This window comes from Streptomyces sp. NPDC005181, assembly GCF_040608395.1.
In the GTDB taxonomy this organism is placed as follows: domain Bacteria; phylum Actinomycetota; class Actinomycetes; order Streptomycetales; family Streptomycetaceae; genus Streptomyces.
Map to the genome: position 1 here is coordinate 36778 of NZ_JBEXID010000030.1, position 19348 is coordinate 56125.

At 70.3% G+C, this 19348-nt stretch carries 15 protein-coding genes; 10 read left to right on the forward strand and 5 right to left on the reverse strand.

The window, feature by feature from the left end:
- Positions 1 to 10 precede the first annotated feature (10 nt).
- The 6 genes from scy (at position 11) to ABZV38_RS20420 (ending at position 9015) form a co-directional block, all read left to right on the forward strand.
- Entirely contained in the window at positions 11 to 3805 is a 3795-nt protein-coding gene (gene scy / locus ABZV38_RS20395) for a polarized growth protein Scy (RefSeq protein ID WP_356328857.1), read from the forward strand.
- Positions 3806 to 3990: 185 nt separating this feature from the next.
- A complete protein-coding gene (locus ABZV38_RS20400) occupies positions 3991 to 4929 on the forward strand; it encodes a cellulose-binding protein (RefSeq protein ID WP_356328859.1) in 939 nt (312 codons plus the stop codon).
- A gap of 86 nt (positions 4930 to 5015) precedes the next feature.
- Positions 5016 to 6014, forward strand: coding sequence for an ATP-binding cassette domain-containing protein (locus ABZV38_RS20405; RefSeq protein ID WP_356328861.1), 999 nt, complete (start codon positions 5016 to 5018; stop codon positions 6012 to 6014).
- Between the two features lie 5 nt (positions 6015 to 6019).
- Entirely contained in the window at positions 6020 to 6799 is a 780-nt protein-coding gene (locus ABZV38_RS20410; RefSeq protein ID WP_356328863.1) for an ABC transporter permease subunit, read from the forward strand.
- A 189-nt stretch (positions 6800 to 6988) separates the two neighbouring features.
- Positions 6989 to 8125 carry an ABC transporter ATP-binding protein gene (locus tag ABZV38_RS20415; protein ID WP_356328866.1) on the forward strand — a complete coding sequence of 379 codons (1137 nt, stop codon included), beginning with the start codon at positions 6989 to 6991 and terminating at the stop codon, positions 8123 to 8125.
- On the forward strand, positions 8122 to 9015 hold the full coding sequence (locus ABZV38_RS20420) for an ABC transporter permease subunit (protein ID WP_356328868.1): 894 nt from the start codon (positions 8122 to 8124) through the stop codon (positions 9013 to 9015). The genes ABZV38_RS20415 and ABZV38_RS20420 overlap by 4 nt, the downstream gene beginning before the upstream one ends.
- Before the next feature lie 21 nt (positions 9016 to 9036).
- Here the strand turns inward: ABZV38_RS20420 and ABZV38_RS20425 are convergent, their stop codons facing one another.
- Positions 9037 to 9366 (reverse strand): ATP/GTP-binding protein, encoded by a 330-nt coding sequence (locus ABZV38_RS20425; protein WP_356328870.1) that lies wholly within the window; start codon positions 9364 to 9366, stop codon positions 9037 to 9039.
- Between the two features lie 210 nt (positions 9367 to 9576).
- On the opposite strand from ABZV38_RS20425, the gene ABZV38_RS20430 reads away from it, so the two are divergent.
- Positions 9577 to 10629 (forward strand): LLM class flavin-dependent oxidoreductase, encoded by a 1053-nt coding sequence (locus ABZV38_RS20430; RefSeq protein ID WP_356328872.1) that lies wholly within the window; start codon positions 9577 to 9579, stop codon positions 10627 to 10629.
- A gap of 77 nt (positions 10630 to 10706) precedes the next feature.
- Here the strand turns inward: ABZV38_RS20430 and ABZV38_RS20435 are convergent, their stop codons facing one another.
- The gene (locus ABZV38_RS20435; protein WP_030971516.1) at positions 10707 to 11099 is read right to left on the reverse strand and encodes an SCO5389 family protein; all 393 of its coding nucleotides are present in this window, start codon (positions 11097 to 11099) and stop codon (positions 10707 to 10709) included.
- Positions 11100 to 11371: 272 nt separating this feature from the next.
- Here ABZV38_RS20435 and nucS point away from each other — a divergent pair, with 272 nt between their 5' ends.
- Positions 11372 to 12043, forward strand: a complete 672-nt coding sequence (gene nucS / locus ABZV38_RS20440) for an endonuclease NucS (RefSeq protein WP_030971518.1) — start codon at positions 11372 to 11374, stop codon at positions 12041 to 12043.
- 63 nt (positions 12044 to 12106) lie between these two features.
- On the opposite strand, the gene ABZV38_RS20445 is transcribed toward nucS, so the two are convergent.
- The 3 genes from ABZV38_RS20445 to ABZV38_RS20455 form a co-directional block, all read right to left on the reverse strand.
- On the reverse strand, positions 12107 to 14578 hold the full coding sequence (locus ABZV38_RS20445) for an ATP-binding protein (protein ID WP_356328874.1): 2472 nt from the start codon (positions 14576 to 14578) through the stop codon (positions 12107 to 12109).
- 232 nt (positions 14579 to 14810) lie between these two features.
- The gene (locus ABZV38_RS20450) at positions 14811 to 15134 is read right to left on the reverse strand and encodes an STAS domain-containing protein (RefSeq protein WP_030916001.1); all 324 of its coding nucleotides are present in this window, start codon (positions 15132 to 15134) and stop codon (positions 14811 to 14813) included.
- 227 nt (positions 15135 to 15361) lie between these two features.
- Entirely contained in the window at positions 15362 to 16210 is an 849-nt protein-coding gene (locus ABZV38_RS20455) for a 3-hydroxyacyl-CoA dehydrogenase family protein (RefSeq protein ID WP_356328876.1), read from the reverse strand.
- Positions 16211 to 16480: 270 nt separating this feature from the next.
- Between ABZV38_RS20455 and ABZV38_RS20460 the strand changes: the two genes are divergently transcribed.
- Positions 16481 to 17053 (forward strand): cob(I)yrinic acid a,c-diamide adenosyltransferase, encoded by a 573-nt coding sequence (locus tag ABZV38_RS20460; RefSeq protein ID WP_356328877.1) that lies wholly within the window; start codon positions 16481 to 16483, stop codon positions 17051 to 17053.
- 322 nt (positions 17054 to 17375) lie between these two features.
- Positions 17376 to 19247 carry a glycoside hydrolase family 18 chitinase gene (locus ABZV38_RS20465; RefSeq protein ID WP_356328880.1) on the forward strand — a complete coding sequence of 624 codons (1872 nt, stop codon included), beginning with the start codon at positions 17376 to 17378 and terminating at the stop codon, positions 19245 to 19247.
- The last annotated feature ends 101 nt before the right edge of the window (positions 19248 to 19348 follow it).

Here is a 19348-nt window from a genome sequence, read left to right on the forward strand (position 1 = left end):
GGACCGCGCAGTGCGGGGCTACGAACGCCAGGAGAGCCACCGAGCTGACGACGACCACCTCTCGCGGTTCGAAGCCGAGATGGACCGGCTGAAGACCGACCGGGAGAAGGCCGTCCAGCACGCCGAGGACCTCGGTTACCAGGTCGAGGTCTTGCGCGCCAAGCTGCACGAGGCTCGGCGCAATCTCGCGACCCGTCCCGCGTACGACAGCGCGGACATCGGCTACCAGGCCGAACAGCTGCTCCGTAATGCCCAGATCCAGGCTGATCAGCTGCGTACCGATGCCGAGCGCGAGCTCCGTGACGCCCGGGCGCAGACGCAGCGGATCCTGCAGGAGCACGCCGAACACCAGGCGCGGCTGCAGGCCGAGTTGCACAACGAGGCCGTGCAGCGGCGGCAGCGGCTCGACCAGGAGCTCGCGGAGCGCCGTCAGACCGTCGAGTCGCACGTCAACGAGAACGTCGCCTGGGCCGAGCAGTTGCGGGCCCGGACCGAGTCCCAGGCCCGCCGGCTGCTCGACGAGTCGCGGACCGAGGCCGAGCAGTCCCTGGCCGCCGCACGCGCCGAGGCGGCCCGGCTCGCGGACGAGACCCGGCAGCGGCTCGGCTCCGAGGCGGAGTCCGCCCGCGCCGAGGCCGAAGCGATCCTCCTGCGTGCCCGCAAGGACGCCGAGCGGCTGCTCAACGCCGCGTCCAACCAGGCGCAGGAGGCCACCAGCCACGCCGAGCAGCTGCGCACGTCGACGACCGCGGAGACCGAGCAGACCCGGCAGCAGACGGCCGAGCTGAACCGGGCCGCCGAGCAGCGCATGCAGGAGGCCGAGACGCAGCTGCGTGAGGCCCGCCTGGAGGCCGAGAAGGTCCTCACCGAGGCGAAGGAGGCCGCGGTCAAGCGGCTGGCCGGCGCCGAGTCGCAGAACGAGCAGCGCACCCGTACGGCCAAGTCGGAGATCGCCCGGCTGGTAGGCGAGGCCACGACGGACGCCGAGGCGCTGAAGGCGGAGGCCGAGCAGGCGCTCGCCGACGCCCGCGCCGAAGCGGACCGGCTCACGTCCGAGGCGACGGAGAGGGCCCGCACCGCGGCCGCCGAGGACGCCGCGGCCCAGCTCGCCAAGGCGGCCAGGACCGCCGAGGAGGTGCTGACCAAGGCGTCCGAGGACGCGAGGTCCACCACCCGGGCGGCGAGCGAGGAGGCCGACCGGATCCGCCGCGAGGCGGAGGCCGAGGCGGACCGGCTGCGCGGCGAGGCGGCCGAGCAGGCCGACCAGCTCAAGGGCGCGGCCAAGGACGACACCAAGGAGTACCGGGCCAGGACGGTCGAGCTGCAGGAGGAGGCGCGCAGGCTGCGCGGCGAGGCCGAGCAGCTGCGCTCCGAGGCGGTCGCCGAGGGCGAGCGGATCCGGGGCGAGGCCCGCCGCGAGGCCGTCCAGCAGATCGAGGAAGGCGCCAAGACCGCCGAGGAGCTGCTGTCCAAGGCGAAGGCGGACGCGGAGGAGCTCCGGACCGCCGCGGGCACCGACAGCGAACGGGTCCGTGCCGAGGCGATCGAGCGCGCCACAGTGCTGCGCAAGCAGGCCGAGGAGGCCCTCGAGCGGGCCCGCGCCGAGGCCGAGCGGCTGCGTACGGAGTCCGAGGAACAGGCGGAGTCCACCACGGCCGTGGCCGAGCAGGCGGCGGCCGAGCTCCGTGAGGAGACCGAGCGCGCGGTCGCGGCCCGGCGCGCCGAGGCAGCCGACGAGCTGACCCGGCTGCACACCGAGGCCGAGACCCGGGTCACCACCGCCGAGCAGGCGCTCACGGAGGCGCGCGCCGAGGCGGAGCGGATCCGGCGCGAGACGAACGAGGAGTCCGAGCGGCTGCGTGCGGAGGCCGCCGAGCGGCTGCGCGCACTGCAGGAGCAGGCCGAGACCGAGGCCGAGCGGCTGCGCGACGAGGCGGCGGCGGATGCGTCGCAGTCCCGTGCGGAGGGTGAGACCGTCGCCGTACGGCTGCGCAGCGAGGCGGCCGCCGAGGCGGAGCGCCTCAGGACCGAGGCGCAGGAGAGCGCCGACCGGGTGCGGTCGGAGGCCGCGGCCGCGGCCGAGCGGGTCGGCACCGAGGCCGCCGAGGCGCTGGCCGCCGCCCAGGAGGAGGCGAACCGACGCCGCCGCGAGGCCGAGGAGACCCTCGACGCGGCGCGCACGGAGGCGACCCAGGAGCGCGAGCGGGCCCGCGAACAGAGCGAGGAGCTCCTCGCCTCCGCCCGCAAGCGGGTCGAGGAGGCACAGGCCGAGACCCAGCGGCTGGTCGGCGAGGCGGACGCCCGGGCGACCGAGATGGTCTCCGCCGCCGAGCAGACCGCCCAGCAGGTACGGGACTCGGTCTCCGGGCTCCAGGAGCAGGCCGAGGCGGAGATCGCCGGGCTGCGCTCCACCGCCGAGCATGTCGCGGAGCGGACGAAGTCCGAGGCGCAGGAGGAGGCGGACCGGGTCCGCGCCGACGCGTACGCGGAGCGGGAACGGGCCAGCGAGGACGCCGCCCGGATCCGCCGGGAGGCCCAGGAGGAGTCCGAGGCCGCGAAGTCGATGGCCGAGCGGACCGTCAGCGACGCGATCACCGAGTCGGAGCGGCTGCGCACGGACACCGCGGAGTACAGCCAGCGGGTGCGTACCGAGGCATCGGACGCCCTGGCATCGGCCGAGCAGGACGCCGCGCGCAGCCGCGCGGACGCCCGCGAGGACGCCAACCGGATGCGTTCGGACGCCGCGGCCCAGGCCGACCGGCTGGTGGGCGAGGCGTCGGGCGAGGGTGAGCGGATCCTTGCCGAGGCGAATCAGCAGGCGACCGAGCTGGTCGGCGACGCCACCAACGAGGCGGAGCGGCTGCGCGCGGAGGCGGCGGCCACGGTCGGCTCGGCACAGGAGCACGCGGCCCGCACCCGCGAGGAGTCGGAGCGGGTGCGCGCCGACGCGGAGGCGGCGGCCGAGCAGATGCGCGGGGAGGCCCGCGAGGAGACGGACCGGCTGCTCGACGAGGCGCGCGAGGCGGCGGCGAAGCGCCGTGCCGACGCCGCCGAGCAGGCCGACCAGCTCGTCAACAAGGCTCAGGAGGAGGCATTGCGCGCCGCCACCGAGGCCGAGAAGCAGGCCGACACGATGGTCGGCGTGGCCCGCAAGGAGGCCTTGCGGATCACCTCGGAGGCGACCGTCGAGGGCAACTCCCTGGTGGAGCGGGCCCGTGCGGACGCGGACGAACTGCTGGTCGGCGCCCGTCGGGACGCCACGGCCATCCGGGAGCGGGCCGAGGAGCTCCGGACCCGTCTGGAGAGCGAGATCGAAGAGCTGCACGACCGGGCGCGGCGCGAGACCTCCGAGCAGATGAAGACGGCGGGCGAGCGCGTCGACAAGCTGATGAAGGCTGCGACGGAGCAGCGCGAAGAGGCTGCGGCGAAGGCCAAGGAGCTGCTGTCGGACGCGAATTCGGAAGCGAGCAAGGTCAGGATCGCCGCGGTGAAGCGGGCCGAGTCGCTGCTGAAGGAGGCCGAGCAGAAGAAGGCCTCCCTGGTCCGCGAGGCCGAGAAACTGCGTGCCGACGCCGAGCAGGAGGCGAAGAAGACGGTGGACGAGGGCCGTCGCGAGCTCGACGTTCTGGTGCGCCGGCGCGAGGACATCAACACGGAGATCTCCCGTGTCCAGGACGTCCTGGAGGCGTTGGAGTCCTTCGAAGCGCCGGGCGGCGGCAAGGGTGCGGGCAGCGGTTCCACGGGCGGCGTCAAAGCCGGGGCCTCGGCGGGCACTCGCTCGAGTGGCAAGTCGTCCGAGGGGTAGTCGCCCGGTCGGGTCACGTGCTTCGACAAGGACGTTCGCCCCTCCGAGTGGCAAGGGTTACGGGGGTTAGCCACTCAAAAGGGGTGTCATACTCCAGATCAAACGGGCATCCACTCGATGACACGCCGCTCAGGCCCCTAGGATTCCCCCTATCACCTCACCGGTCTCACTTCGACAGGAACCCCATGAGTGACCCTTCCTCCCCCTTCGGCTTCGAGCTCGTGCGGCGTGGTTACGACCGCGGTCAGGTGGATGACCGCATTACCAAGCTCGTCGCCGACCGTGATAGTGCTCTCACCCGCATCACGTCTTTGGAAAAGCGCATCGAGGAGCTGCACCTCGAAACGCAGAACGCCCAGGCCCAGGTGAACGACGCGGAGCCGTCGTACGCGGGTCTCGGTGCGCGTGTGGAGAAGATTCTCCGCCTCGCCGAGGAGGAGGCGAAGGACCTGCGCGAGGAGGCGCGTCGCGCCGCCGAGCAGCACCGTGAGCTCGCCGAGTCGGCCGCCCAGCAGGTGCGCAACGACGCCGAGTCGTTCGCCGCCGAGCGCAAGGCGAAGGCCGAGGACGAGGGCGTACGCATCGTCGAGAAGGCCAAGGGTGAGGCCACCACGCTGCGCACCGACGCCCAGAAGGACGCGGCGCAGAAGCGTGAGGAGGCGGACGCCCTCTTCGAGGAGACCCGCGCCAAGGCCGCCCAGGCCGCCGCGGACTTCGAGACAAACCTGGCCAAGCGTCGCGACCAGTCGGAGCGCGACCTCGCGTCCCGTCAGGCCAAGGCCGAGAAGCGCCTTGCCGAGATCGAGCACCGCGCCGAGCAGCTCCGCCTGGAGGCCGAGAAGCTCCGTACGGACGCCGAGCGCCGGGCCCGTCAGACGGTGGAGACCGCGCAGCGCCAGGCCGAGGACATCGTGGCCGACGCGAACGCGAAGGCCGACCGGATCCGCAGCGAATCGGAGCGCGAGCTGGCGGCGCTCACCAACCGCCGCGACTCGATCAACGCGCAGCTGACCAACGTCCGCGAGATGCTGGCGACGCTGACCGGTGCCGCAGTGGCCGCCGCCGGCTCGCCGGTGGACGACGAGCCCGTCACCCGCGGGGTCCCGGCTCAGCAGACCCGCTGACCCTGCGGTACCTCACCTGTACCCGTTGCGCGCCCGGTTCCGCCCTTGTGGTGGCGCCGGGCGCGCGGCCGTTCTAGCGTGTGCGCATGATCGAGCTTGATGGTCTCACCAAGCGCTTCGGTAACAAGGTTGCCGTCGACCACCTCTCATGCCAGGTCAGGCCTGGCATGGTGACGGGTTTTCTGGGCCCGAACGGGGCCGGCAAATCCACCACGATGCGGATGATGCTCGATCTCGACAACCCGACGAGCGGATCGGTGCGCATCGACGGCAAGCACTACCGCGAGCTGTCGGAACCCCTGAAGCACATCGGTGCGCTGCTCGACGCCAAGTCGATGCACGGCGGCCGCAGCGCGTACAACAATCTGCTCTGTCTCGCGCAGAGCAATCGCATCCCGGAGAGCCGTGTCCCGGAAGTTCTCGACACCGTCGGCCTGAGCGCGGTGGCGAGGAAGAAGTCCAAGTCGTTCTCTCTCGGTATGGGTCAGCGGCTCGGAATCGCGGCCGCGCTGCTCGGTGATCCCGAGATCCTGATGTTCGACGAACCCGTCAATGGTCTGGACCCCGAGGGAATTCACTGGATTCGCAATCTGATGAAGACGCTCGCCGCGGAAGGCCGGACGATCTTCGTCTCCTCGCATCTGATGAGCGAAATGGCGCTCACCGCGGAACACTTGATCGTCATCGGGCAGGGCCGGCTGCTCGCCGACACCTCGATGGCCGACTTCATCCACCAGAACTCGCGCAGTTACGTACGGATGCGTTCCCCGCAACAGGAACGGCTGCGCGATGTGCTGCACGAGGAGGGCATCATCGCGGTCGAATCGGGGAGCGGCGTGCTGGAGATCGACGGCGCCACCAGCGAACAGCTCGGCGAGCTGGCCGCGCAGCACCACATCGTGCTGCATGAGCTGAGCTCCCAGCGGGCCTCGCTGGAAGAAGCGTTCATGCAGATGACGGCGGACTCCGTGGAGTATCACGCCCACGCGGACCACGCCGGGGCGCCGCCGGCGCCCGCGGGCCCGCAGTGGGGCGAGCAGTGGAATCTGCAGTCCGGCACCCCCGCCCCCGGGAAGGGGGCGTGACGACGATGGCATCGGTACCCGCGGTCCTGAACTCCGAGTGGACCAAGATCCGTACGGTCTCCTCGACCACCTGGACCCTGATCTCCGCGTTCGCCGTCACCGTGGCGATGAGCGCGGCACTCTGCGCACTGATGAACGCCCAGTTCGACGATCTCCCCGCACCGGAGAGGGCCACCTTCGACCCGACCTTCCTCAGCTTCTCCGGCATGATCCTCGGTCAGCTTGCGATGGTCGTCTTCGGTGTCCTGGTGGTCGGTACGGAGTACAGCTCCGGCATGATCCGCACCTCACTGGCCGCCGTACCGCAGCGCGGCTCGTTCCTCTTCAGCAAGATCGTGGTCGCCGGCGTCCTCTCCCTGGTGGTCGGCCTGGCCACCAGCTTCGTCACCTTCTTCCTCGGCCAGGCCCTGCTCGGCGACCACCGCACGAACATCGGCGCGGACAACGTCCTGCGTGCGGTCTTCGGCGGCGGCATCTACATGGGCCTGATCGCGATCTTCTCCATGGGCGTGGCCACGATGCTGCGCAGCTCGATGCTGTCGCTCGGCATCCTGATGCCCTTCTTCTTCCTGGTCTCCCAGATCCTGTCGGCGGTCCCCGGCGCCAAGAACGTGGCCCGATACTTCCCCGACCAGGCCGGCTCCAAGATCATGCAAGTGGTTCCGGACGCCATGGACAGCGACCCGGCCCCGTACGGACCGTGGGGCGGGCTGGGCATTCTGGCGGCGTGGGTGGTGGCTGCACTGATCGGCGGCTATCTCGTACTCAAGAAGCGGGACGCATAACCCGGAGGATCTGGGCGAAGCAGAAGACAACGGGTGGAATGACTCCGGTTCGGTGCGATACGTGAGCGACGCACCCCTGCAACAGCTTGGCCGGAACCGTCAAGGCCTGGATATCCTCCTAACTCTTACGGGGGGCGTGCGGCCGGTCGGCCTGGGCCCCGACGACAGATAAGTCGATGGGGCTGGAGCATGATCGAGGCAGTCGGCCTGACCAAGCGCTACGGCGCGAAGACGGCCGTGTACAACCTTTCCTTCCAGGTGCGGCCGGGTGCCGTCACCGGATTCCTCGGTCCCAACGGGTCGGGCAAGTCCACCACCATGCGCATGATGCTCGGCCTGGACCGTCCCACATCGGGCCATGTGACGATCGGCGGGCATGCCTTCCGCAGCCTGCCGAACGCCCCGCGCCAGGTGGGTGCGCTGCTGGACGCCAAGGCGGTGCACGGCGGCCGCAGCGCCCGCAATCACCTGCTCTCGCTGGCCCAGCTCGCCGGTATTCCGGCCGCCCGGGTCGACGAGGTGCTCGGCGTCGTCGGTCTGCAGGACGTCGCAAAGAAGCGGTCCAAGGGCTTCTCGCTCGGCATGGGGCAGCGGCTCGGGATCGCGGCGGCGCTGCTCGGCGACCCGCAGGTGCTGCTCTTCGACGAGCCGGTCAACGGTCTCGACCCCGAAGGCATCCTCTGGGTCCGCAACCTGATGAAGATGCTCGCCGCCGAGGGGCGCACGGTCTTCGTCTCCAGCCACCTGATGAGCGAGATGGCGCTCACCGCCGACCATCTGATCGTGATCGGCCGCGGGCAGCTGCTCGCCGATATGAGCATCAAGGACTTCATCTCCGCCAACTCGGCCGATTTCGCGCGGGTGCGGGTCCCGGACGCGCAGCCGGAGCTGCGGGAGAAGCTGACCGCGTCGCTCACCGAGGCGGGCGGCCGGGTCATGTCGGAGCCGGACGGGGCGCTGCGCGTCACCGGGCTGCAGCTGCCGCGGATCAGCGATCTGGCGCACGAGTCGGACGTCCGGCTGTGGGAGCTCTCGCCGCACCAGGCCTCGCTGGAGGAGGCGTACATGCGGATGACGCAGGGCGCCGTGGACTACCGTTCGACGGTGGACCAGAAGGCCGGCCTGCAACAGCCCATGATGGGCGGCGGATACGTGCAGCCGGCCGTCCAGGAGATGCCGCAGCAGGGCTGGTACGCACCGCCGCCGCCCGGACAGAACCCGTACGCGGCACCCCCTGTGGCCGCCCCGGCCGCAGCCGCTCCGGCCGTGCCCGCCGTCGGCCCCGCAGACCTGACCCAGCGCGACACCAGCGAGGACGCCCGATGACAACGCCGCCGACCCCGCAGGCGCCGTACCAGCAGCAGGCGCAGCAGTACCCGCAGCAGCCCCCGGCCCCGCAGCAGAACTGGCAGGGGGCACCCGCCGGCCTCTATGCCTCGCCGATCCCGCAGCGCCGCGCCACCCTCGGTGACGCACTCGCTTCCGAGTGGACCAAGATCCGTTCCGTGCGCTCCACGATGTGGACGCTCGGCATCATGATCGTGCTGCTGCTCAGCATCGGACTGCTGTCGGCGATCGCCGTCAACGCGTCCGGCTCCGAGCTCGGCAGCAGCCCCGTGCTCAGTCTCGGCTTCTTCGGGGTGCTCCTCGGTTCGATCTGCGTGATCACGCTCGGCGTGATGACGATCGCCTCCGAATACGGCACCGGCATGATCCGTACGACGCTGACGGCCTGCCCCAGCCGCGGCCGGGTGCTGACCGCGAAGGCGGCCGTCTTCTTCCTGCTCACCTTCGTCATCACAACCGTGACGACCGCGCTCGTCGGCGTGCTGCAGACGGCCATGCTGGGCGGCGCCGAGCCGACCGGTGGCGACTGGATGCGCGCCACGGTCGGTGTCGGCCTCTACATCGCGACGCTGGGGCTGCTGTCGCTCGCGGTGGGCGCCCTCATCCGGCACTCCGCCGGCGCGATCACGATCATGATCGCCGTGGTGCTGCTGCCGCTCGTGCTGGCCATGTTCATGTTCTCGGAGTCGCTCGCCGATGTGCAGCAGGCGCTCTTCGAGTACTCGATCCCCAGCCAGCTCGGCGCGTTCTACGACGCATCGGTCACCTCGTCGGGGCCGTCCGGCTGGGAGCCGCTCTGGATCATGCTCGGCGTCACGGCCGTGGCCATGATCGGCGCCTATGTGTCCCTGGACAGGCGCGACGTCTGACCGGTCACCGGCCGACGGAACTCAGTAGCGCGGCGCGTTCCTGGACCGCTGCACCCTTGTGGTGCGGCGGTCCCTCGCATTCCAGCAGGCCTTGTGCCAGTGCCTGCGGTCGTCGATCCCGCCGTACTCGGACCAGGCCACGAGATGCGGAACGCCGGGCGGGATCTCCTGGTCGCAGCCGGGGCAGCGGTAGCGCTTGCCCGCCGCGCTCGCGCCGCTCACCGGGCGGACCGACCACTGCTCGCCCTGCCACTCCTCTGCGCGCCCTCCCCCGCCGTACCGCTCGCCCGCCTCGCTTGCGCTGCCGGTGGGACTCTCGCCGCCTCGGGGGCGGTTGCGGCGCGGGGACACGTGACACCTCACTGGGCAGGCCGGGCAGTTCCCGTCCAGCGTAGGGCCATTCGGACGGGGCAGGCGCCCAGGAGGCCCCGGGACGGGGGCCGGGACACGACGGGTTACCGGAAAATCGCAACAACTTTGCCGTGGACCGTGCCTTTGGCACGTGTCAGACGTTGTTGCCAATAGGGGAGAGCCGCGTCGGCCGCAAGGAGGCAATTGGCGATGCGCGTGGGAACGTTTGTACTGGCAGCCCAGTTTCCGGGCCAGGGACCGGGGGAAGCGCTGCATCGCGCGATCCGGTCCGCCGAGGTCGCGGAGGAATCCGGGCTCGATTCGGTCTGGCTGGCAGAGCATCATTTCGTGCCGTACGGGGTGTGCCCGTCCGCCGTCACCCTGGCCGCGCTGCTGCTCGGCCGCACCCGCAGAATCCAGGTCGGTACGGCGGTGAGCGTGCTGCCGTCCCAGCATCCGGTGGCGCTGGGCGAGCAGGCCGCGCTGCTCCACCTCACCAGCGGGGGCAGGTTCTCCCTCGGCGTGGGACGGGGCGGCCCCTGGGTGGATCTGGAGGTGTTCGGAGGGGGCCTGGAGGCGTACGAGAACGGCTTCCCCGAGTCGTTGGAGCTGCTGCTCGACTGGCTGAGCAAACCGCGCGTGGCGGGTCGTGGGGAGCGATTCGGCTTCCGTGAGGTCGCGGTGGTCCCCCGGGCCGACGAACTGCTCGACGAGCACCACGAGGACACCGCGCAGGGGCCGGGCGGCCCCGAGGTGATCGTCGCGTGCACCTCGCCGAAGAGTGTGAAACTCGCCGCGGAGAACGGCCTGCCGATGCTCCTCGGCATGCACTGCGGGGACGAGGAGAAGGCCGAGATGGTCGCCCTGTGGCGCTCCACCGCTCTCGCCGCGGGCCGTTCCCCGGAGAGCGTCCGCGCCGCGGGGCATGTCTCCGCGGGCGTCGCACAGATCGCGGACCGTCGCGAGGAGGCCGTGGAGACGCTCGTGAAGGCGATGCCTGGCTGGTTGCGGCAGGGGCTCGACGCCCATGTGACGGTCGACGGCAGGCACCGGGTGATGCGCGATCCGGTCGCGTATACGGAATTGCTGTGCGGCCTTCATCCCGTGGGCCCGCCCCGGCTCGCGGCCGACCGGCTCGCCGCCACTGCCGAGCGGACGGGCATCACCAGGTTCGCGCTCCTGGCGGAGGGTTCGGGAGATCTCGCGGCCACGGAGGAGAACGTAGCGCGGCTGGGCACCGAGGTACTGCCACTCCTGACATGAACACCCGTAGGAGTACGGGGAGCTGCCGCCCCGGGGCCAGTTGCACCTCCCGCGGCCCGGAGCGGCAGCAGAAGCGTTCAGCAGTCCCGGAGTTCGGGCGACTGGTTGAGCAACTGACCCCTCACCGAGGTGAAGCGGGCCAACCGCTCGTCGACCGAGGCGTCCAGCGGGAACACCGCGACGCGGTGGCAGTTCTGGAATGCCAGGCGCACCCCGAAGTGCCGCTGCAGCGCACCGCGTATCGCATCACTCGCGAGCGCACGCAACAGCTGACCACGTGCCTGCTCGTCCGGCGGCGGCGTCTGGTTGTCGGCGAACTCTCCGCCGTCGACCTTCAGCTGGGCCACCAGAGAGCTGATCATCTCCCATGCGTAGGGCAGGGAGGTCCGGACGCAGTCGACGAAGTCGGCTTCGTCGACCTCGCCTCGCTCGGCCTGTTCCAACAGCGCCGGTGAGACGTCGAGCGACATGGGTTCTCCTCTCGCGACCCCGGCGGGCGGCCGGGGCCTTACGGGCAGGGAAGGAGGACGGCGACGCAGCGTACACACACGGCGACCTCCTGCTTCCACGGTAAGGGCGCAGTCCGGGCCGCACCAGGAGATTGGGAACACAACCGGCCAATAACGAAGGTGCGCAAAGAGGGGCAAGCCCGCGGGGCGGGAAGGGCTGTGGCGGGCGGTGGTGGTGGGTTGCCGGAGAGAGAATCGCGTGGAGCACCCGTCGTCGAGTAGCGTTGCCGACCATGCGTCTCGTCATCGCCCGCTGCTCCGTGGACTACGCGGGCCGGCTCACGGCCCACCTGCCCTCCGCTCCCCGTCTCATCCTGGTCAAGGCGGACGGGAGCGTCTCGATCCACGCCGACGACAGGGCGTACAAACCCCTCAACTGGATGTCACCGCCCTGCACCCTGAAGGAGGGCGCCGACGACACCGAAGGCGTCTGGACCGTGGTGAACAAAGCGGGCGAGAAATTGATCATCACGATGGAGGAGATCCTCCACGACTCGTCGCACGAACTGGGCGTCGATCCGGGCCTCATCAAGGACGGCGTGGAAGCGCACCTGCAGGAGCTGCTCGCCGACCGGATCGAGATCCTCGGCGAGGGCTACACCCTGATCCGCCGCGAGTACCCCACCGCCATCGGCCCGGTCGACATCCTGTGCCGGGACGCCGACGGGAAGACCGTGGCCGTCGAGCTCAAGCGCCGCGGTGACATCGACGGTGTGGAGCAGCTGACCCGCTATCTGGAGCTGCTCAACCGCGATCCCCATCTCGCCCCGGTGAAGGGAATCTTCGCGGCGCAGGAGATCAAGCCGCAGGCCCGGGTGCTGGCGACGGACCGGGGAATCGGCTGTGTGGTCCTCGACTACGACGCCATGCGCGGCATCGAGGACGACAAGTTGCGGCTGTTCTGACGAGCTGCGTACGTACGCCGGACAGGCACGGGCCCCGTCCGGCGTACGCGCGCGTGGTTCCGCTCAGACCACGGTCGCCACGGTCGGGCTGCTGGCCGCCGACGACGGGGCGGGCCCGCTCGCCGAGTCGGAACTGCCCGGCTCGGTCGGCGGGGTCTCACTCGCCGAGTCCGACGGGTCCGGGGAGTCACTCTCCGACGAGGACGAGGACGGGGTCGGGGTGGGCGACTTCGGCGGTGTGGGCGACTTCGACGGGCTGGACGACTTGGTCGGCTTGTGACTGGACGGCTTGTCCGACGGGCTGTCGCCCGGTGCGGACGAGTCGTCCGTGGAAGGCGCACCGCTGCCGCTCGGGGTGATCTGACTGCCGGACGGGCCCGGCGACGAGGGACTCCCGCTCGACGAGGCCTTGCCCGGCGCCGTGGCGTCCGTCGGCTCGTCGGCCGGGAACCCGCCGTCGATGCTGTCCTCGTCGGCCGACTGCTCGGTCGTGACGCTGCCGCCGTCCTGGGCGTCGCTGCTGGACGTCATGCCGAGCGTGACCACCGTGCCGAGCACCCCGGCCAGCAGGACGCCCGCCCCCGCCGCGACGAGGTTGCGACGGGCACCGCCGAGCAACGCCGCCTTGCGGCCGCCGGACGCACCGGTGCCTGCCGCCGGGGCGACCCGGGATATCAGCGCGGTTTCGTCCTCGGACGTACGCGGCACCGCCATCGGCCCGGTCACCGGTATGACGGCGAGCGACCGCGCCGACTCCTCGTACCGCGCGGCCGGCGCCTCCTCGCCCGGCGGGGTGCGGCCGCCGAGCACCGGTCCGCCGGAGCGGTCGGCGACCAGGGCGAGCGCGCGGCGTCCGGCCACCGCCCCGGACTTGTCGGCGAGCGCGCCGCGCATACCGATCGACGCCTCCAGTTCGGCCCTGGCCCGGTCGAGATTGCCGGTACAGAGCGCGAGCACGCCCAACTCATGGTGGAAGTAAGCCTCTTCGGCGACCTCACCGGTGATCCTGGCAGCCTCCTGGCCGAGCCGCAGGGCCCTCTCCCAGCCGCCCCAGTGCAGCCCGGCGGCGAAGGCAGGGGCAGCGCTGCGGGCCAGCAGCACGGCTGCGCTGGCCTGTCCGGCCCCGTCGCCGGGGACCAGCTGGTTCATGGCCGCGACGATCGCGTCGGCCTCGGCGACCGCGCGGGCGGGGGTGACCGAGGGATGCCCGGCCCACCAGGCGTAGTGCTGGGCCGCCGTACTGGCGCGGTCGGCCGCGTCCTCGCCGTATCCGGCGGCCTCCAGCTGGGCGAGGACACCGGCGGCCAGCCGGTAGCGGGAGCCGGCCGGGGAGAGCAGTCCGCAGCCGGCCAGCTCGCCGAGCGCGGCATCGGCGTGGGTGTCCCCCACAAGCGCCGGCAGATGCGCCTGGTGCGGCACCTCGCCGCCGAGCGCGACCGCGAAGTGCAGGGTGTCGCGCGCGGGCTCGCTGAGCCGGGAGGCGAGCAGCGCGGCGGGCGCGGCACCCTCACCGAGGCTGGGCAGCGGCACGTCACGGCCGTCGGCGTCCTGACCGAAGGCGTCGAAGGAATCGTCGACGGGCCGGCCGTCGAAGTAGCCGTGCTCGTCGTACGCGGTGGGGTCGGTGCGCAGCATGTCGCGCTGGCGCAGCAGGGCGCCCGCCTGGACGAAGCGCAGCGGCAGTCCCTCGGACTCGAACCAGAGGTCGCCCGCCCAGTTCGCCTCGTCCTCCGTGAGCGGTCGCTCGACGACCTGCTCCAGCAGGTCGACGGCGGCGCTGCGGCCCAGCCCCGCGAGGAAGACCTCTTCGAGGTGCGAGTCGGCGGTGGGTGCGGCGATGACGGGTGTCACGGCGAACAGGAACGCGCACTCCGGCGTCGCGTCGAGCAGTTCCTCCAGTGCGGACCCGCCGAACTCCAGGTCGTCGAGGACGACGACGGCCCCGATGCCCCGGATCACTTCGAGGAGGGCGGCGCGGTCGGGGCGCAGCAGTGGCGCGTCGAAGACCGCCTCGTAGAGCCCGTACAGCACGTCGGTGGCGGTGCGCTTGTGGCCGGAGAGCCGTACGACTCCGTCCGGTGCGAGGTCCGCGCAGTCGGCGGCGACGGCGTTCAGCAGCGCGGTGCGTCCCGATCCGGCCGGTCCGGTGAGCCGCACCGAGCGGCCGCGCGCCAGCAGGCGCACCACCCTCTCAAGCTCCTCCGCACGCTCCAGGAGCGGCAGTTGGGGGGAGGGAGGTCCAGGCGGTACCGGCGGTGCGGCGGCGCGCTCGCGGTCGGTGCGCTCGGCGGAGGTGCGACGGGCCGGAGCAGCGGGCTGCTCCCCCGGCGGGCACAGCTCGACCTCGCTGCCGTCGACCGGGTTGACGGTGAGCAGGAAGTCGCCGGGAAACAGCTGCACAATGCGCGCCTGCTGCTGAAGCTGCTGGCCGAAATCGGTACTCAGCGGGTCACGGGGCCGTCGTCGGCCGGTGTCCTCGCCGTAGCCGTCATTGTCATGGCCGAAAACCTCCGGCCCCCGGTGTGTCGGGTCCATCGCCAAACCCCCCAGACGCGTCGCGCACGGTTGCCCCTCCCGGCCTCGCAAGCCCTGCTGTCGCTTCTGGTCCGGTGTCCGCCCCATGGGTTATGTCAATCGGCGGACGGCCGAACCTTAAACCTTCGCACAGTATCTACGAACCATCGGGGTGCCACGCCGTCCAGGACGTCATGGTCTCGTGTGGATTGTGCGGGTTCGGGCGGGAGGGCGAGTACCCCCTGCGCCCGCGCTACACCCGCGGCAGGGAGTCCGCGGCGATTCCGCCCTCGATCGCCAGAATGCGGTGCAGTCTCGTCGCCACCAGCAGGCGCTGCATCTGTGGCGGCACACCACGGAGCACCAGCCGCCGTCCGGCCCGCCCGGCCCGGCGGTGCGCACCCATGATGACGCCGAGTCCGGTGGCGTCCCAGGAGTCCAGCTCGGTCAGGTCGAGAATCAGGTCGCCGACCCCGTCGTCAAGGGCCGAGTGCAGGACCGTACGGGCGTCCGCCGCGCTTCGGACGTCGAGGCGCCCCCCGACGACCAGCTCGGCGTGGTCGCCCCTGATGTGCATATGCGCTCCCCGGAAATGCTCCATGGCACGGTCGTCTGTCTGTATCTGTCTCTGCCACAACTGACTGCGGCAACGACAGGGAGGTTTCCGTCTGTAAGCGAACCGATACCGAATTCACTCCGTGGAGTGACAACGGTCCACTCAAGGGCCACCGCAGCCGGGGGGTGACTCCCGGCTCCCCCGGGCGTGATCGACGGCAGATCAGGCGCCCAGGGGCCAAATAACGATCAGTAGGTATAGAAGCCCTGCCCGCTCTTGCGGCCGATGTCACCTGCATCGACCATCCGGCGCATCAGCTCGGGTGCGGCAAACTTCTCGTCCTGCGACTCGGTGTAGATGTTGGACGTGGCGTGCAGCAGGATGTCGACGCCGGTGAGGTCCGCCGTCGCGAGGGGGCCCATGGCGTGGCCGAAGCCCAGCTTGCAGGCGATGTCGATGTCCTCGGCCGAGGCGACGCCCGACTCGTACAGCTTGGCGGCCTCGACGACCAGCGCCGAGATCAGCCGGGTGGTGACGAACCCTGCGACGTCACGGTTGACGACGATGCAGGTCTTGCCGACGGACTCGGCGAACTCCCGTGCGGTGGCCAGCGTTTCGTCGCTCGTCTTGTAGCCGCGCACCAGCTCGCAGAGCTGCATCATCGGGACCGGCGAGAAGAAGTGCACACCGACGACGCGCTCCGGGCGCTCCGTGACAGCCGCGATCTTGGTGATCGGGATGGCGGAGGTGTTCGAGGCGAGGACGGCGTCGTCCCGCACGATCTTGTCGAGGGCCCGGAAGATCTCGTGCTTGACCTCGAGCTTCTCGAAGACGGCCTCGACGACGACATCCGCGTCGGCCACCGCGTCGAGGTCGGTGGTTGTCGTGATGCGGGCCAGCGCGGCGTCGGCGTCGGCCGCCTCCAGCTTGCCCTTGGATACGAACTTGTCGTACGAGGCCTTGATGCCGTCGCGCCCACGGGCCAGGGCCTCGTCGGTGACATCGCGCAGCACGACGTCCCAGCCCGCCTGGGCGGAGACCTGCGCGATACCGGACCCCATGAGTCCGGCCCCGATGACGGCGAGCTTCCTGGCCACGTTCGCACCCCTTTGTGTCAGTCCTCGACGGCCGTCGTCCGCGACGGCTCCCCGGACGATTTCTTAACGCTTGTTCACCTGCTCTCCGGCGGAGATTAGTACCCGTGGGGCGCGCTGGGGCAGTGAAGAGATACGCGTCACGTCTCACATGACGGACATCACACCGGGACACGTCATTCGGCGGCGCACCGCGCGTAGTTGAGTGGACGTGCGCGTCCGCCCGTGTTCCGGACCGCCGGAGCGGGAACGGCCCCGGATAGGCTCGGCCGCATGGTCAATCTGACGCGCATCTATACCCGTACCGGCGACCAGGGCACCACCGCCCTCGGCGACATGAGCCGCACCGCCAAGACCGATCTGCGGATCTCGGCGTACGCGGACACCAATGAGGCCAACGCCGTCATCGGTACGGCGATCGCGCTCGGGCAGTTGCCGGAGGAGGTCGTGAAGGTCCTCGTCCGCGTGCAGAACGACCTGTTCGACGTGGGCGCGGATCTGTCGACGCCGCTCGTCGAGAAGCCGAAGTATCCGCCGCTGCGGGTCGAGCAGAACTACGTCGACAGGCTGGAGGCGGACTGCGACCACTTCCTGGAGCAGTTGGAGAAGCTGCGGAGTTTCATCCTGCCGGGCGGTACGCCGGGGGCGGCGCTGCTCCACCAGGCATGCACGGTGGTACGGCGGGCCGAGCGGTCCACCTGGGCGGCGCTGGAGGTGCACGGCGACGTGATGAACGCACTGACGGCGACCTACCTCAACCGCCTCTCCGACCTTCTGTTCATCCTGGCGAGGACGGCGAACAAGGAAGTCGGCGACGTGCTGTGGGTGCCGGGCGGCGAGCGGTAGGAACCGGGTGCGTCCGGCTCGGCAGATGTCCTCAGCCTGGCCGGACGGACCCGTTCCGCTCTCTCGAAGACGCACGACAGCCTGGTGCCGGGGAAGCCCGGACCGCGCAGCTGGGACCAAGCGACTCTTCTGGCACAGGAGTTGGGCATTTTTGGTTTACTTCCGATCTTTGGTCCAGACCTCTTGACGATTGGTCCAGACCTTCCTAACCTCACCGAACACACTGCGGTGAGCACGCCATGACAAAGCGGGCTCAGGGCGGCGCAGGGTTTGCAGTCCACGGACCACCCCCGTTTGTCCGGACCTCACCCGAGGAGCACCGTTGAGCACCGAAACCCCCCTACGCCGAGCGAGATTCAGATTCGGCCTGGCCACCACCACCCGCACGAAAGCGATGGCGGGCCTCACCGCGCTACTGCTCCCCCTGGCCGCCATGGTCGGACTGGCCACCCCGGCCCAGGCCGCCACCTCGGCAACCGCCACCTACGTCAAGAAGTCCGACTGGGGCACCGGTTTCGAGGGCCAGTGGACGGTGAAGAACACCGGCACCACCGCCCTCAGTTCCTGGACCATCGAGTGGGACTTCCCCTCCGGCACGTCGGTCACGTCCGCCTGGGACGCCACTGTCACCAGCTCCGGAACCCACTGGACCGCCAAGAACGTCGGCTGGAACGGTACGGTCGCCGCCGGCGCCAGCGTCAGCTTCGGCTTCAACGGCGCCGGCCCCGGCGCCCCCACCGGCTGCAAGGTGAACGGCGCCTCCTGTGACGGCGGCAGCGTCCCCGGCGACAACGCCCCCTCCGCACCCGGCACTCCGACCGCGAGCAATATCACCGACACCGGTGTGAAGCTCACCTGGACGGCGGCCACCGACGACAACGGCATCAAGAACTACGACGTGCTGCGCAACGGCAACAAGGTCACCACCGTCACCGGCCTGACCTACACCGACAGCGGGCTGACCGCCGGCACCGACTACTCGTACACGATCCAGGCGCGTGACACCGCCGACCAGACGGGCCCGGTCAGCGGCTCGGTGGCCGTACACACCACGGGCGGTGGAGGAAACCCCGATCCCGGCAGCAAGGTCAAGCTCGGCTACTTCACCGAGTGGGGCGTCTACGACCGCAACTTCCACGTCAAGAACCTGGAGACCAGCGGCAGCGCCGCCAAGATCACACACATCAACTACTCCTTCGGCAACGTCACCGGCGGCCAGTGCGCGATCGGCGACGCCTACGCCGCTTACCAGAAGACCTACGACGCGGCCTCCAGCGTCGACGGCACCGCCGACACCTGGGACCAGCCGGTGGCCGGCAACTTCAACCAGCTGCGCGAGCTGAAGAAGAAGCACCCGGGTCTCAAGGTCCTCTGGTCCTTCGGCGGCTGGACCTGGTCCGGCGGCTTCACCCAGGCCGCGCAGAACCCCACCGCCTTCGCCAACTCCTGCTACAACCTGGTCGAGGACCCCCGCTGGGCCGATGTCTTCGACGGCATCGACATCGACTGGGAGTACCCCAACGCCTGCGGTCTGTCCTGTGACAGCAGCGGCGCCTCGGCGTTCAAGACCGTGGTCTCCGCGCTGCGGACGAAGTTCGGCAGCTCCAACCTGGTCACCGCGGCCATCACCGCCGACGCATCGTCGGGCGGCAAGATCGACGCGACCGACTACGCGGGCGCGGCCCAGTACGTCGACTGGTACAACGTGATGACGTACGACTTCTTCGGCGCCTGGGACACGGACGGCCCGACCGCCCCGCACTCCCCGCTGACCTCGTACAGCGGCATCCCGCTGGACGGCTACAACAGCGACGCCGCGATCACCAAGCTCAAGGGCAAGGGCATCGCGGGCAGCAAGCTGAACCTCGGCATCGGCTTCTACGGGCGCGGCTGGACGGGCGTCACCCAGGCCACCCCGGGCGGCACCGCGACGGGCCCCGCCGCCGGCAAGTACGAGCAGGGCATCGAGGACTACAAGGTGCTCAAGACCAGCTGCCCGTCCACCGGAACCATCGCCGGCACCGCCTACGCCAAGTGCGGCAGCAACTGGTGGAGCTACGACACCCCGGCCACCATCGCCGGGAAGATGACCTACGTGAAGAACCAGGGCCTCAAGGGCGCGTTCTTCTGGGAGTTCAGCGGGGACACCAGCAACGGTGAACTCGTCAGCGCGATCGACAGCGGCCTGAGGTAATCACCGCAGACCTCGAGCAGATCAGCACGTAACCCCGAAAAGCAGCCGGGGAGACAGGTCCGCCCCCTGTCTCCCCGGTTCTTCGTTGTGTCCGCAGTCGC

What these genes read in the sequence shown, in the direction of transcription:
- nucS (WP_030971518.1), top strand. Translation starts at nt 11,372, where the DNA reads ATGCGTCTCGTCATCGCCCGCTGCTCCGTGGACTACGCGGGCCGGCTC.
- ABZV38_RS20460 (WP_356328877.1), top strand. Translation starts at nt 16,481, where the DNA reads ATGGTCAATCTGACGCGCATCTATACCCGTACCGGCGACCAGGGCACC.
- ABZV38_RS20435 (WP_030971516.1), bottom strand. Translation starts at nt 11,099, where the DNA reads ATGTCGCTCGACGTCTCACCGGCGCTGTTGGAACAGGCCGAGCGAGGC.
- ABZV38_RS20415 (WP_356328866.1), top strand. Translation starts at nt 6,989, where the DNA reads ATGATCGAGGCAGTCGGCCTGACCAAGCGCTACGGCGCGAAGACGGCC.
- ABZV38_RS20405 (WP_356328861.1), top strand. Translation starts at nt 5,016, where the DNA reads ATGATCGAGCTTGATGGTCTCACCAAGCGCTTCGGTAACAAGGTTGCC.
- ABZV38_RS20450 (WP_030916001.1), bottom strand. Translation starts at nt 15,134, where the DNA reads ATGCACATCAGGGGCGACCACGCCGAGCTGGTCGTCGGGGGGCGCCTC.
- ABZV38_RS20400 (WP_356328859.1), top strand. Translation starts at nt 3,991, where the DNA reads ATGAGTGACCCTTCCTCCCCCTTCGGCTTCGAGCTCGTGCGGCGTGGT.
- ABZV38_RS20445 (WP_356328874.1), bottom strand. Translation starts at nt 14,578, where the DNA reads ATGGACCCGACACACCGGGGGCCGGAGGTTTTCGGCCATGACAATGAC.
- ABZV38_RS20430 (WP_356328872.1), top strand. Translation starts at nt 9,577, where the DNA reads ATGCGCGTGGGAACGTTTGTACTGGCAGCCCAGTTTCCGGGCCAGGGA.
- ABZV38_RS20420 (WP_356328868.1), top strand. Translation starts at nt 8,122, where the DNA reads ATGACAACGCCGCCGACCCCGCAGGCGCCGTACCAGCAGCAGGCGCAG.
- ABZV38_RS20410 (WP_356328863.1), top strand. Translation starts at nt 6,020, where the DNA reads ATGGCATCGGTACCCGCGGTCCTGAACTCCGAGTGGACCAAGATCCGT.